The organism is Streptococcus sp. C150 (assembly GCF_000187445.1).
In the GTDB taxonomy this organism is placed as follows: Bacteria; Bacillota; Bacilli; order Lactobacillales; family Streptococcaceae; genus Streptococcus; species Streptococcus raffinosi.
Genome location: NZ_GL698449.1, coordinates 1,028,030 through 1,042,994 on the forward strand (window position 1 = coordinate 1,028,030; position 14,965 = coordinate 1,042,994).

11 protein-coding genes are annotated in these 14,965 nt (G+C 37.2%); all 11 read right to left on the reverse strand.

The window, feature by feature from the left end:
* Positions 1-2,460: Spy0128 family protein (locus HMPREF0848_RS04805; RefSeq protein WP_008535001.1), on the reverse strand; the 2,460-nt coding region annotated here is incomplete at its 3' end.
* Between the two features lie 1,072 nt (positions 2,461-3,532).
* Positions 3,533-4,408 carry a sensor histidine kinase gene (locus HMPREF0848_RS04810; RefSeq protein WP_008535004.1) on the reverse strand — a complete coding sequence of 292 codons (876 nt, stop codon included), beginning with the start codon at positions 4,406-4,408 and terminating at the stop codon, positions 3,533-3,535.
* The gene (locus HMPREF0848_RS04815; protein WP_002888034.1) at positions 4,405-5,091 is read right to left on the reverse strand and encodes a response regulator transcription factor; all 687 of its coding nucleotides are present in this window, start codon (positions 5,089-5,091) and stop codon (positions 4,405-4,407) included. The genes HMPREF0848_RS04810 and HMPREF0848_RS04815 overlap by 4 nt, the downstream gene beginning before the upstream one ends.
* Before the next feature lie 164 nt (positions 5,092-5,255).
* Positions 5,256-5,888: a nitroreductase family protein gene (locus HMPREF0848_RS04820; RefSeq protein ID WP_008535005.1), complete on the reverse strand. Its 633-nt coding sequence runs from the start codon at positions 5,886-5,888 to the stop codon at positions 5,256-5,258.
* A gap of 94 nt (positions 5,889-5,982) precedes the next feature.
* Positions 5,983-6,669, reverse strand: a complete 687-nt coding sequence (locus tag HMPREF0848_RS04825) for a YoaK family protein (protein ID WP_008535007.1) — start codon at positions 6,667-6,669, stop codon at positions 5,983-5,985.
* 139 nt (positions 6,670-6,808) lie between these two features.
* Positions 6,809-7,063, reverse strand: coding sequence for a type II toxin-antitoxin system RelE family toxin (locus tag HMPREF0848_RS04830; protein ID WP_021146083.1), 255 nt, complete (start codon positions 7,061-7,063; stop codon positions 6,809-6,811).
* Complete coding sequence (gene relB / locus HMPREF0848_RS04835) at positions 7,053-7,268, reverse strand: type II toxin-antitoxin system RelB family antitoxin (protein WP_008535010.1); 216 nt, start codon at positions 7,266-7,268, stop codon at positions 7,053-7,055. The genes HMPREF0848_RS04830 and relB overlap by 11 nt, the downstream gene beginning before the upstream one ends.
* 133 nt (positions 7,269-7,401) lie before the next feature.
* Complete coding sequence (locus HMPREF0848_RS04840) at positions 7,402-8,244, reverse strand: aldo/keto reductase (protein ID WP_008535012.1); 843 nt, start codon at positions 8,242-8,244, stop codon at positions 7,402-7,404.
* Positions 8,245-8,338: 94 nt separating this feature from the next.
* Positions 8,339-9,505, reverse strand: coding sequence for a hypothetical protein (locus tag HMPREF0848_RS04845; protein WP_232203279.1), 1,167 nt, complete (start codon positions 9,503-9,505; stop codon positions 8,339-8,341).
* Between the two features lie 491 nt (positions 9,506-9,996).
* Positions 9,997-13,014, reverse strand: coding sequence for a glycoside hydrolase family 2 TIM barrel-domain containing protein (locus HMPREF0848_RS04850; RefSeq protein ID WP_008535014.1), 3,018 nt, complete (start codon positions 13,012-13,014; stop codon positions 9,997-9,999).
* Between the two features lie 3 nt (positions 13,015-13,017).
* The gene (locus HMPREF0848_RS04855; RefSeq protein WP_008535015.1) at positions 13,018-14,922 is read right to left on the reverse strand and encodes a PTS sugar transporter subunit IIA; all 1,905 of its coding nucleotides are present in this window, start codon (positions 14,920-14,922) and stop codon (positions 13,018-13,020) included.
* Positions 14,923-14,965: the final 43 nt, after the last annotated feature.

The following is a 14,965-nucleotide window of genomic DNA, read 5'->3' on the forward strand; positions in this document are numbered from 1 at the left end:
ATCTTTCGTGACAGTAACTGTTACCTCTGCCTTCATTGGGTCATAACTCATTCCTGCTTCTGAACCTGCGACTTCTTCTACAGTGTACTTATGCACACCAACTTCATTATTCTTATAAGTGAGTGCATCGAAGGCTACTTTACCTGAAGCATCATTGGTCTTCGTTTGAAGTACTTTACCAGTCGCATCTTTCAAGACAAAACTGAACTCGCCATCTTTTAGAGTGCGTCCTGACAAGACTTTACTAAAGTCAAATTGCGCTGTCACTGGCGCTACCGCATAGTTGTTAAAGGTTTTGTCATCTGCACCAGTTGCTTCGCCACCTGTTGAGGTCATTTCTGTTTTTGCTGTTAACAGACCTGTTTCCTCATCTTTCGATACAGTTACTTTCACCGCAATCGTCATATCATCGTAGTCTACATCTGGCTTATCACCCTTCACCTCTTTTACTGTGTAGTTGAAAACACCAACATGATCAAATGATAAGTCACTGAAAGTAATTTTCCCATCAGCTTTGTTAGTAACTGTTTCATTAACATTGTTATCACCAGTCAGTGTAAAACTGAAATCACCCACATTTAGACTACCATTTGAAAGGACTTTGTTAAATTCTAGTCCTACTTTTACTGGGGAAGGAGTGTAGGTGTTATTAAATTCGGTATCCGTTGGCATAATTGTATGAGCTATGTACGAATTACCATCTTCATCTACTGTGATACTCACTTCTGCTTTCATCGCATCGTAGTTAATACCTGCTTCCGTACCTGGCACTTCTTCAACCGTATAGTGATAAACACCAGCATGGTTAAATAACTGTGGAATGAAGGTAATATGTCCAAAACTATCATTCTTTTGTGTATCAACAACATTACCACTTTGATCAACTAGGTTAAATGTGAATTCACCAGCCTTTAACTTTCTTCCTTCAAGACGTTTTGTAAACGCTAAATCAACCCTTGCTGGTTGTTTTGCCTTTGAAGCTGAACCTGAACCACCTGCTTTAAATGCAAAAGTTGCTTGGTAACTTTGTTCTTCACCAGAGTTGTAAGTGATTTTGATATTATTACCGTGTTTTTCTTGTAACTCCTCATTGGTATCAGGTACATTTTTTAATCGCGTCATATAGCGAACATAAACAAGCTCATTCAATTGCGCTATCTTGAAAGAAAAACCAGTTGGGCTTTCTTTGATATTTTCCAATAATTGAATCGCATTACCTTTGGAAACCCATGGAGAAATTGACTGAACTCTTTCAGCTCTAAGAGCTTTACCGTTCCATAAATCTACATTATCTGAAGGAATAGATGTCGCATGTCCCAAACGCCACGTTTCTTTCGTTTTAGTATCAAATTCATCCAAAACAGGATCCCCATCTTGAACTAGGACTTGGTCATCTGGAAGCGTATCAATTAGTTGGTAATTTGTCAAAACTTGAGGAGCTACCAAACTACCTGAGTTTAGACGGATAGTCCATCTGATTAGTTCAGGATGACCAGTTACCGCTTCACCATATTTTGTTACCTTAGTTTTTTCTACCGGTACAGGAGCACTCTCCGGACCTACTGTTACTGTAATTTTTCGTCCACTAAAATTGAGTTCTGTTGGAACATTTGGTTTAACATATGATTTCCAACCGGTACTAAAGGTTAAGGTAAATTGTTTTGCAATTTTGTTTTTCTCATAGTAATCTGTAAAAGTAGTTATCACTTTATTACTAATTGAATCTAGAAAAGCATTACCTATTATTTCACCACTAGGACCAGTTACATCATAATGCAAACTTGTAGGAATTCTAATTGCATCGGGAATATCGACAACGATTTTATCATTTTGTTTTATCTCTAATTCATCAGGTAATTCCATATGAATGACTGTTTCTGCAGGAGCATATAGACTGTTACCATTTGGAAAATTGACTTCAACATTAGGATTTTTCACAGTAATTGTGTCACCTGTTTTGGAAAAGGTTGTTTTACTTTCTTCAGTTGATGAGGTAGCTTCCCTTTTAGCTCTGCGTCGTTCATTTGAAGGGTGGTTATCAACTTTCTCTTCTTCAATCACTTGCGAAGAATTTGCTGCCACCGGTTCCGAAGTTACTGAATTCAACTCCTTTATTTGGACAACTTCTTCATTTTTTGCCACCGGAGTATTTTGTTGAATGTCATTTACTTCTACTTTAGCATTACTGTTAGTAGGTGCTACTGTTGCGTTATTTTGTTGGCCTTCATTAGACTCTATTTTAGAGACATTATTCTGTTCAACATTACTTTCTTGAACACTGTTAACTTGGTTTTCATTCAATTTCGCCGTAAAAGAAGATTGAACCTCAGTGGTAGCGCTTACTTCATCTGCCTGAACACTGGTTGCTCCCATCACAAAAATGGCTGTTCCCAGAAGCACAGAAGCAACCCCAAAGTTAAACTTCCTGATTGAGAAACGTTGTGATTCTTTTTTTCCCATAATACAAATTTCCTTTTAATATATTCTTAACACCTAAATTCTAGCACTTTTAACTTTTCTGTCAATGGAATATTCTGAATTATTTATTGTTTTTACAATTATTTTCTTTATGTAAAATACATTATAATAAAGCATTAATTCTAAAGCCATATATATGGATATTATTAACATTATCTTTTCTTATAATATAATTTTAAACAAATATATTAGAAATGCGAGGGTGGAAATAAGAATGCTAAGGTTTTATAATCTAAATTTTACTCTGAAAGCTAATCATTTTTTATAGCAAACTAGTATGAAGAGTAAAAATAGCAATATTCTTCTCTAAATTTTTAATAGAGTTTAACTTTTTTCTTTCCCCAAACTGAATCCCTTGGAAATATACGAATTCTGGCATAAGAAAAAACGCAAGAGTAGCTCCTGCGTTTTTCTGCATTAATATTCCACAGTTTACCCATCTACCTTGGGAGATGATACATAGATAAACTATCTAAAAAGTAATATAGCACAATATAATCTAAATGACAATCGTCATACAATCTAATTCTATTATTTTCTCCTATGCATAGTAATTATTTAGCCACTTAAATTTAATTATCAATTCATCATCGGAATCTTAAATGTTGTTAGATTACTAAATACGAACAGCTTTGAGGCATCCCTAATTACAATTTTACTTGTCTCAGAAAAATATTTTGGCTTAATCTGAAATGTTATCTTACCTCAGTTGAGAAGTTGACTTTTAACAAAACTTGTTGCAAAATTCTAATCACACTGTTATAATCTCAGTAGTAGACACATACATCAAACTATGAATTAATCTTCCCTTCGTCTCTAATTAACTTCTGTCATAGAGACTTCACTCTAACATTCTTTTATTTACATAATACTCCTGTATGAACGTCTACTGCTAACTAGGGTTTCCCCCTAGTTTTTTTAGTTACTACATGTACATTTCAAACACCTTTTATAGATTCTGACTACCAACATCTCACATATTGATCATTAAATTAAACTATAGTGATACTCTAGTCAATGTTATTTTTTCTTTTCAAATATATAACTTCAAAATTCATAATCTCACTGTTAAATAGAACCATTCATTCTCATAGTCCAGATGCAGCTCACCCTCTAAGACTTGGACTAAGTGTTCGGTGATATAAAGCCCAAGTCCAGAGGAATCCTCGGTGTCTGACAGGTTTTCAGAGTAAAAGCGGGTCGTTAGTTGGTCCAGATGCTGTATCGGCTGTTGAACCATATTACTAACTGACAAATAAATGCCATCATCCACTTTCTCTAGTGTCAGTTGAGCTTGAGTCTTACCGTGTTTTAGAACGTTACTGATAATATTCTGAAATAGGCGGTCAAAAATATCAGCATCCATTTCACATCGGATGTCAGGGGCTACTTGAATATCTAGTGTAATCCCTGTCTCCTGAAACATGTCATAGTAAGGCAGGATAGACTTAACCACAAGTTGAGAAAAGTCCACATCTTGAAATTGTGGTTGGATGGCCCCCTCTGTTAATCGTCGATATTCCAACAAGGCTTCCAAACGCTTTGAAACAGTCAGTAGATTCTTAGAAATCTTCTCCATAGCCATGTCATCTTCACTACTACTTCGAAGACTTTGCTGAGCATATCCGCTCGCTACTGTCAGTGGTGTTCGTATATCATGGGCAATATTACTGATAGCCATGTCCATGGTTTTCTTTTCTTGGAGAGCGACAAGCTTAGTCTTTTCAATTTGGGTAAAGAGAGACTCAATCTGATTCGTCAGGATAACTAAGGATTTGGGCTGGTTTTTAAGAGTAATCCGTCTATGGCTTTCTTCAACCAACTTTTCTTCAATCTGCTTTGAGAGAGACTTAACAGCCAAATAGTAACGGACTAGATAAATAGTCACACCCAGTAGGAGTACTGTCAATGCAATAAGTAGTCCTCTCATAAGTCATCTCCTTTAAGTCGCACTCCTAAGCCCCAAATCGTTTCGATATACTCTGAACTTTCATCCACTTGTGCTAGTTTCTTTCGTAGATTACTCAACTGTGCATTCAATGTATTATCACCTGATAGATAAGGGGCTTCCCAAACCGTCTCATAAAGGTCCTCTTTAGTAAAAATTTTCTTTGGATTTTGAAGGAGTGTGTGGAAAATTTGAAACTCTTTCTTACCCAAACGAATGACTTTGCCCTGACAGGAGACTTCAAAACTGTCTGGGTTTATCGTGATATTTTTGACTTGATAGATGTTATCAGGCCTACCACTTCCCTTGCTGTGTTCACGTAGTTGAACCGAGACACGCGCATAAACTTCTTCAAGATCAAAGGGCTTAACGATATAATCATTTGCACCATCAAGTAAGTACTGGCTAATCAAGTGCTTGTCACCCAAGGCTGTCAACATAATGACAGGAACAGAGCTTCTTTGTCTGATAAACTTAAGCACTTCTTCACCACCCTTACCTGGCAACATGATATCTAAGAGAACCAAATCAATCTCTTGACTTTGAAACAAAAGCTCTCCTTCAGTCCCAGAGTAGGCTTGGATAATATCATGTTCTCCAGAAAACAAGTTAAAAAGAATATTCTGGATATCCTCATTGTCTTCAATCTGTAAAATACGTGCCATGTCTTAATCCTCCAATGATACTACCAATTGTATACGATCACTTTTTCTTTCATCTTAACAAAAAGCCAAATTAATGACAAGGTGCATTATGAGTTATTGATAGCATAAAAGGAAAAATAAAAAACCGTGAGCCTCCACTTCCGAGACTTACGGTCAATTATTTATTAAGCAAAAGTCGTCACATCAGAAGCATTCAAACGAACTGACTCGAAACCTTCTTCATTGGACTTACCAAGAGCAATGAGCAAGATTGGTACATGACGATCAGCGTCAAGTCCGAAGGCTTTGGCGAGACCTTCTTTTTTATAGCCACCAATGGCATTAGTATCGTAACCATAAGAACGTGCGACCAACATCAACTGCATGGCAGCCAGACTAGCATCAATATGAACAATTTCATTCATCATTTCACGAGGAGCATTTTCATACATTGGTACAATGCTTGATAGTTGTTTTTCTTTGACCTCTTCAGGCATTTTTCCTTGCGCAACAGCCTTATCGTAGATTTCTTCAGCTCTTTCTTGGCTCTTCAAATCCGCAAAAATAAGGACCATGGCTGATGACGTTTCATTTTGCACACCATTGTAGCTGACAAAGGGTTCCAATTTTTCCTTGCCTTCCTCACTATCAACAACGACAAAACGCCAAGGCTGCATGTTCACTGATGATGGGGCTGTAACAGTTTTATCTAAGATTTCCAACAATTCTTCTCGTGGAATCTTGACAGAAGTATCAAATTTACGAATGGAACGACGGTTATATACAATATCTGAAAAATCATTACTTACTACAGGCATCTTAATTCTCCTTTATTCAGGGTTAAAAAAAATTAATATAACCAAGATTATAACACAAGTCTATTTTTATCAAAAATAATTACTACAAAAATGCCTAAAGATTAGTTTCCTTGAGTCCCAGACGTTTCACCTCTGATGAATAGTAAACCATAATCGTAATCAAGCTAATCGTGATTAGCCAGATGGACTTGATATGAATAAAATGCATCAGAAGAGCTGATACAACTGCACCAACCACAAAACTACCTACGACAAAGCCATAATTGACCGCCTGGCGACGATATCCCTTCTGACCCTCGCTCCCCTGAATAACATAGTAAAGTGCCGTCAGCATCCTTCGATAATTGCCTGAAGTCATAAAAATCACAAAGGGGTGATTTTCAATCTGACTACCAGTAAAAGTCTTCATCATGACACCTGCAGAAAAAGCAATAATCGGAAGCTCTAATAGAGCATTTGGTGTTAAGAATGGTAAAATGGCAGTCATCACACACAGAGGAAGTAGACCATAAACACGCCAGTAAGCATTCTTACGATGATCTTTAAACCACATGCCAAAAAGAAAACCTAAGGAAAAGAAAAGGATGGAAAAGCATCGTAACATATTATGGTACATGCTACTACTACGCCAGTCAGCAACTAACAGGAGAATATTCCCTGTCTGAGTGACAACCAAACTATGGTAATACATATGACAAAAGACATCCAAAGCTCCTCCCGAAAAACTGAGCAAATTGGCCATCATACGTGTATTCTGAGGCAAAAGATTTCGAGACTCCATTACGTAACTCCCATCTATAAATAAACAAATGACAGTTTCATTATAGCAAATCAAAAGAAACAAGCAAAAAGCAACCCTCACGAGTTGCTTGCAATCCTATTAAAAATTAACTGAACCTAGGATATTCTATGTGTTGATGCTAATAGATATCACGTCTATGACCGACTTCGAGGGCTAGAATGACTAGTTCGTTATCCTTAATATTGACAATGACACGATAAGCACCAATACGATAGCGCCATTGTCCGGTCCGATTGGCAACCAAGGCCTTTCCCTTAGCTCGTGGATTATCTGTGACACGATTGAGATAAGATTTTATTTGTTTCCTAACGAAAGGATCTAACTTTTTAAAACTTTTGGCAAATTTAGGGGTTGGTACTATCTTATAGGTCATCCCAATTGAGCACCTCCCCACCATTTTCTAGATACTCTTCATATTCTGCTAAGGCCAAATCAGCGACTCTAGCATCGTATTCATCCTCAATAGCTTCTAAAGTTTTGGTACGAATTAATTCTGACAAGGATACCCCTTCAAATTTCGCAATTGCCTGCATGAACTTCTTATCTGCTTCTGAAACTTTCAATGTAATTGTTGTCATATCCTTAACCTCGTTCTCTTTTGTAACACCATTGTATTACCACTCCTCCATTTTGTCAATTTCGATGATAGATTCACACTTTTATTCGTAAAACAGAAGAAAAAGCAACCCTCACGAGTTGCTTGCAATCCTATTAAAAATTTACTGAATCGGGGTCATCCTGAGTCTTGATACCTTGAATCTTATCCAAGACTGCCATGTCTTCCGCTGACAAATCAAAGTCAAAGATATCTAGGTTGCCTTCAATATTTTTGGGTGTCACAGACTTAGGTAATGGTAAGAAACCTTTTTGAAGACTCCAACGCAGAGCAACTTGAGCAACAGATTTTCCGTTACGTTCGGCCACTGCTTCAACATCTTCATTTCCAAAAATGCTACCAGTACCTAGTGGGCTATAGGCTTCAAGAAGAATATCACGCTCTTGGCAATAGGCAACCAACTCTTCTTGGGCACAACCTGGAGCCAAGAGAATTTGGTTAACCTGTGGAACAATCTCAGCCGTTTCAAGGAGGGCTTCAAGGTGATGTTGCATAAAGTTAGACACACCGATAGCACGAACCTTACCGTCTTTGTAGGCTTCTTCCATTGCCTTCCAAGCACCTGCATTGCCAGCCTTCCAAGCATCATTCTCACGAAGTGCCTTTGGATTTGGCCAGTGGATGAGTAACAGATCCAAATAATCCACACCAAGTCTTTCAAGAGACTCATCGATAGAGGCCTTAGCCAAGTCATAATCGTGCTTGTCATTCCAAAGTTTGGTTGTTAGGAAAATATCCTCACGAGCCACTTCACTATCAGCAATCGCCTTACCTACTGAGACCTCGTTACCATAAATTTGAGCTGTATCAATATGTGTGTAACCCGCCTTAAGTGCAAAGCTAACGCTTTTATAGGCTTCTTCCCCTTCTGCAATTTGCCAAGTTCCAAAACCAATTTTAGGAATCGTGACCCCATTTGAAAGTGTATATGTTTCCATGCTTTTCTCCTTTTCTTTTTTTAAATAGTACTATCTTAAAAAAGATAAGTCAAAAATGCAAAGATTTGCTACGGCTTGTTTGATGAATAGTTCCTTACTTCTTTTTCCGCTTCTTTTTAAAGACAACACCATTTTCTTTAAGGATTTCCATGCTCACCTTGCCAACTCCTCTAATCGCTGCTACTTCCTCTTCCGTTTTCTTTTTAAAATCTTTAAACTCTATTAAGCCATGTTGACGAAGTATACGCTCTACACTTATTGAAAGACCTTGAAGGGCTTTACTCGGTTCTATACTTTTTTCCAATTCTCTAATTAATTTGTGCAATTCTGGATTTTTCTTTTTCGCAACATGTCTTTGTGGACGTTTCGCACGATATTTTTCGATTAACCAAGTAAAATAATATTCTGACTGGGACAGATCAACGACTTGATTAAAAACCATCAAAAGACTTTGCATACTATTGGCTTCAAATAAGATAGGGTTGACTTTAAGCGTTTCGGCAACTAGACGCTCTTCATCACCTTGTTCAATCATTTTTAAATAATTTTCGAACTCTGGATTTTTTGCATAGAGAAGATCAAAATAGAAATCCGCATCCTCAATATGTCCTGTCATTAGTGAGACGGTCATCATAGGTACTATCATCAAATCTTCTTCGTGATATTCCATTTCCTCACATTCGAAAAAGCTTTTAGCCTTATCAAATTCCTCCAGATTACAATAGGTAGCCATCAATTCGTAACGGACTCCCATGTGATCTTGAACATCTATTTCTAGAATCTCTTCAAATTCCTTAATAGCAAACCGATTCATACTGTTGCTTAAATAAAATTTAGCAAGATTATACTTCAAAGACAAATAAGGACGCTCATCAAGATTAACCCAGCCCATTTTTGGACCTTGCTCCCACTTGGACCTTTGCTCTTTTTCTAAATCAATTAGGCCTTTTAGATGTTCAAGTGGACTTTGAAAAGTCAAGAGCATCTGCTTAGCATCAAGATTTTCAGGATCTAGTTTTAAAGCTTCTGTCAAAAATTCCTGACTTCTTGAAGGATCGTCCTCATAATAATGATAAGCCTCTTCAATGAGTTTCCAGGCTCTCTCCTGCTTTGAATCAGGGGAAGTGATCTCATCAAAAAGCCCTTGGTTATATTGTCTTGCAAAATCTTCAAGAGCCATGTCCACACTGAGATACTCTGTAATATGTTCTTCTAAGAATGCTTCTGCTTTTTTTGTGAAGTCTTCAAAAGATGATGTCATCAATCTTCTCCAATCTATGTTTATTTCTCTAACTACTATTGTACACGTTTTCATAGAACATTACTATATTTTAAGTGAGATCAACAACCTCTTAAATTGTTATTGACAAAAATAGTCGCCAATCACAATACTGATAATAATCCATAGAGTCTTATTTTTGGACATCTAAACTCAAAGTTGTATACTTATATTAGATAGAGTGCCATTGGACGATTAACGTCAAGGCATAATCTTCAAGTTTCATTTAAAGCTACAAAAAATCATTAACGTCTTGGGAGTGGTTTAGTCCCTTTTCTTTATCAATAACTTTAACTCACTTTTTCATAATTTTACTAGACCACTCCCATTTTTAAGGGAATTGAAAACTGAGTTATATTTTAAGAGGAAACAGAGGTCTGTTTCCTTTTTTCTTACTTCAAACCATGACAAAAGGAAACCCTTTCGAGTTTCCTTTATCAAATATATCGTTGGAGGCAAAGTCCAATAATACTTTAGTTGAGTGGTTCAATCACGAAGCTCAATTGATAGCTATCTGCTGAGCTAACCAAGAATTCGTCATGAACTGGAGCACCCCATGAGTCGTCACCACCGACACCCATTTGAGCAGCAAGAACTTTAATCCATGTAGCATCAGATTGTTGCAATTCATATTGATGACGAGCATTTTCAATTTGTTCAGTACTGTTACGCAAAGCACTGAATTCGAATGCCTTATTAAGTGCGGTGAATTTAAGACCATTATGGTTATCATCAGATACTGTAAATTCACGAGTACCATAGTGATTACCAGATTCTTGTGGCATTAGATATGGAGCAAATGTCTTTTCAACAGATGTTTCATATCGACCAAGATAGGCACCAGGAAGTTTATCAAGGTAGCTTTCTTCTGCACCGTATCCATAATAGCTTAGGTTTGTAAATTGTGAACCGATAGCAAATTCTAGACCAAATTCAGGGAAGTTTGGCAAACCTGCTTTACCATCATAGTTTGCAGTAACAAAGATTCGACCCTTGTAATCAACTTGATAAGTTACCTTAACTTCGACATCAGAAAAGCCAGGCAATTCATGAACATAAGTCACTTTAACAGAGTCATCTTCAATTTGAATTTGAGTATCTGTAACCTTACTATAGTTTCCAGCAACTTTCCAGCCTGCCATTTCGAATGGATATCCAGCACCACGATCGTTGTCAGTGTAAGCACGAGTAAAGTTAAGTTTAGGACCTTTCTCAATGAATTCAACACCGTTATACTTAGCAGATACTAGCGTATTTTGTGCACGTGAAAGCAAGATAGAGAAGTTTTGTCCGTGGATTCCGATGTTGAAGTCGCCTTCAACAACATTCAAAGGAGCCTTAACTGGTGTTTCAGTGCTAATCTTTTCAGCAACATATTGACCACGAACAATTTCATGTCCTTTTGGAGCCCATTCAGTTGCTTCATTCTGAACACAAGCAACTTCATAAATTCGTTCAGCATTTGAAGATCCAACAGCGAATTCTACTGGGAATGTTGCTTCTTCACCTGGTTTAACATCAAAGTGATATTCACTTTCGCTAACTTTTCTACCATCTTCGTAAACTCTAGCTAGGAAAGTATAAGCAGAAAGATCTTCAAAGACATTATCATTCTTGATAGTTACTGATTTTTCATCAACAGCAATCTTAATATTAGAGTAAAGATGTTTAACTGTTTGAAGTTTTGGAGTTAGGGTACGATCTGCGAAGACAATACCATTTCCACAAAATTCGTAGTCAGAAGGTCTATCATGCCAGTCACCACCATATGATAGGAATTCGCTACCATTTGGAAGTGGTTTGTAAATAGCTTGGTCAATGAAGTCCCAAATAAATCCACCTTGGTATTCTGGATATTTCTCTAAGTCAGTGTAGAGTTTCAATCCACCACCAGAGTTACCCATTGTGTGCATGTATTCACATGAAATATAAGGTTTTTGAGGATTGTTAGTGAGGTATTCTTCGATATCAGCTGGTTTCGCATACATACGACTTTCGATGTCTGTAATGTAATCAAATTCACGACACCATGTAACACCTTCATAGTGAACTGGACGAGTATTGTCAACACTACGGAAGTAATCAGCCATGTCAGCAATATCTTTACCAGCATATGATTCATTACCACAAGACCAAATGATAACACTAGCATGGTTCTTATCACGTTGGAACATGTTATTGGCACGATCCAAACAAGCAGGCAACCATTCTGGTTCACTAGCTGGGATATTCCATGAAGGTTCGCTTAGACCAAGTTTTTGCCATGTACCATGTGTTTCAAGGTTGGCTTCATCAATAACATAAAGTCCATATTCATCACACAATTCATACCAACGTGTTTGGTTAGGATAGTGAGACGTACGAACAGCATTGATGTTATGTTGTTTCATCACTTTGATATCCCAAAGCATATCTTCTTCAGTGATACAACGTCCTGTTCTAGCGTTAAATTCGTGTCTGTTAACCCCTTTAAAGACAATTCTCTTACCATTCAAAAGCATGAGTTTATCTTTAATTTCGAAGTGTCTAAATCCAACTTTAACTGGAACGACTTCAACAACTTGGTCATCATCCAAAACATGAAGGGTCAAATTGTAAAGTTTAGGACTTTCAGCACTCCAAGGTTTGATTTTCAGATTTTCAAGACTTACAGATAGTTCACCGTCACCATTAACAGATGCATCACCTTCTGTAACGATGCCTTCATAATCTGAAAGAACATATTTAATCTTCTTATCTTCATAATCACCAACAGCCTTCAAATCAATATCCAATTGACCTGCTTTTGTTTGGTAATCATAATCTCCCTTAACAAAGAGATCTTGAACGTGAACTTTTGGAATAGCATACAAGTAAACATCTCTGAAAATACCGTAAAGTCTCCAGAAGTCTTGGTCTTCCAACCAGCTTGCTGTAGAGTAACGATAAACAGCTACCGCCAACTTGTTATCACCTTCAACAAGGTAATCACTAATTTCAAATTCACTAGGTGTAAATGAATCTTCACTGTATCCTACGAAGTTACCATTGACCCATACAAAGATGGAAGTGGCAACCCCTTGGAATGAGATAAATACTTTTTTATCTTTTAATGCATCATTCAAGGTAAAATGTTTAACGTATGATGCAACAGCATTTGATTCTTGAGGAACTTGAGGTGGACGAAGGAATTCTTTACCATCCCAAGGATATTGGGTATTCACATATTGTGGAGAACCAAAACCTTGAAGCTCTAAATGACCTGGTACATTGATGAAATTCAAATCAGTTTCATCAAACTCTGTTTTATAAAAGTCTTTTAAAACCTGATTTGTATTCTGAGCATAGTGAATTTTCCATTTTCCATTAAGAGATTGTCTTAACTTCATCTCTCCTTTAGAAAATTCTGCAAGAGATTCAAAATACTTATGATCTGAGTGAGCGTCAACAGTATTAACGCTAACAATCTTTGGATCGTTTAAGTAAGTTTGAATTTTTTCAGTCGTGTTCATAGATTACTCTCCTTTTTTGAAAGTAATAACTTCAGACAAAGCTTCTACCTTTTCTCCAACTTCTTGTTCAAGATGGAAAGCACTGAATTTTTCTGAATTAGTTACAGTGACAAGTACTGTGTCATCAAGACCATTTTTCTCAATAATTGGTGGCCAGAACTCAAGAAGTTTATCTCCAACTTCAACATGTTGACCTTGTTCTACGTAACTAATGAATCCTTCACCTTTAAGTTTAACTGTTCCGATACCAACGTGGATAAGAACAACGACACCATCTTCACTTTCAATACCAACTGCATGACGAGTAGGAAGAACTTGACGAATAGTACCACTAATTGGTGCAAAGACAGCTCCATCAGTAGGTTTAATGGCGAAACCTTTACCCATGCTACCTGAAGCAAAGTGTTCATCATTAACACTTGAGAGGTCAACCAATTGACCAGTTGTAGGGTTTACAAGAGATACGACGTTAGCTTTAACTTCATTTTCAGAAGTTGCTGCGCTAAAGCGATGTTCCAATTCTTCGACGATTTCAGCGTGACGTGCTTCAGTCAAAGTAATCTTACGAGCAATAATGAAGGCACCGATAAGCATAGCTGCTGCTGGGAAACCAAACATGCTAAGTTTAAAGACAACTTGTTGATGAACTGTAATATCAGCTGCTTTAGCACCAGTTGTCATACCTGCGGCAACGGCAATCAAAGATACAAGCCAGTTTGACATTGCTCCACCAAGTTTATCAACAAGTGGACGAACTGACAAAGTAAGAGATTCATCACGGTGTCCCAATTTCCATTGACCATATTCTACTGAGTCAGAGATAATCATAAGGATAACAAGGAACACAAGAGGTTGTGGAATGAAGAAGAGTTCAGCTGCAGTCAAGATCATTGGAAGTGAAGTACCTGCAATACTAAAGATTCCGATACCACCGAGCATTACTGCAATACATCCATAGAACAAACGTTTACGGTTGAATTTACCAGCAAGACTAGGGAAGAGTGAAACTGAAACCAAACCAACAATAGTGTTTAATCCGTAAAGGATTGAGTATTTACCTGAATCACCAAGGATGAATGTGAAATAGTAAAGTTGAAGGGCATTAAGTGAGTTAATACCAAGACCGTAGAACCAATATCCGAGAGACAACCACATCAATTGGTCGTTTTTACCAAGAACCTTAAAGACTTGTTTAAGGCTAGTTTTTTGTTTATTATCACGAAGTTTAGATTCAACTTCACGAGTACCAATACCAACAGCGATTGATGTGATCACACCAATAAGAGCAACGATGAAGGCAAACCAGAACCAACCAGTTTTATCTCCTGAACCACCAGTTTTAGTCATTGAGAAGAACAAAACAATTGGCATGATGGCAACACCGACAATGTTAGCACCGATTGTAGAACCGATACGGGCAAAAGTTGCCATTTTTTCACGTTCGTGACTGTCAAGAGACAAGGCAGGAATCATTGACCAGAAACCGATATCTTTAATTGAGTAGAAGACATCCATTACAAGGTAGATAATTCCGAAAAGTACAAGATACAAGAAAGGATTTGTTTTATTCAAACCACCTAAATCGGTGAAGAGAAGCAACAAGGCGATAGAACTGATGATACCACCACCAACTACCCATGGTTTGAATTTACCATACTTAGTATGAGTGTTATCAATCATGTTACCAATCAATGGATCGATAAATACTTCCAAGATACGCAAAATAGCGATGATGTTAGTAATTAATAGTACGTAGTGACTATTTTGCTTTGGATCACCTGTGTTAAACAAGTGAGTTGTCACAAACATGATAAAGTATGTTGACAACGTTGCATAGAAGACGTCGTTACCAAAAGCACCAGCTGTATAGGATAGACGAGACTTCATCTGACCGTTAGATTTTCCCATTATGAAAACCTCCTGTTATTATTTTGAATACGCTTACATTATA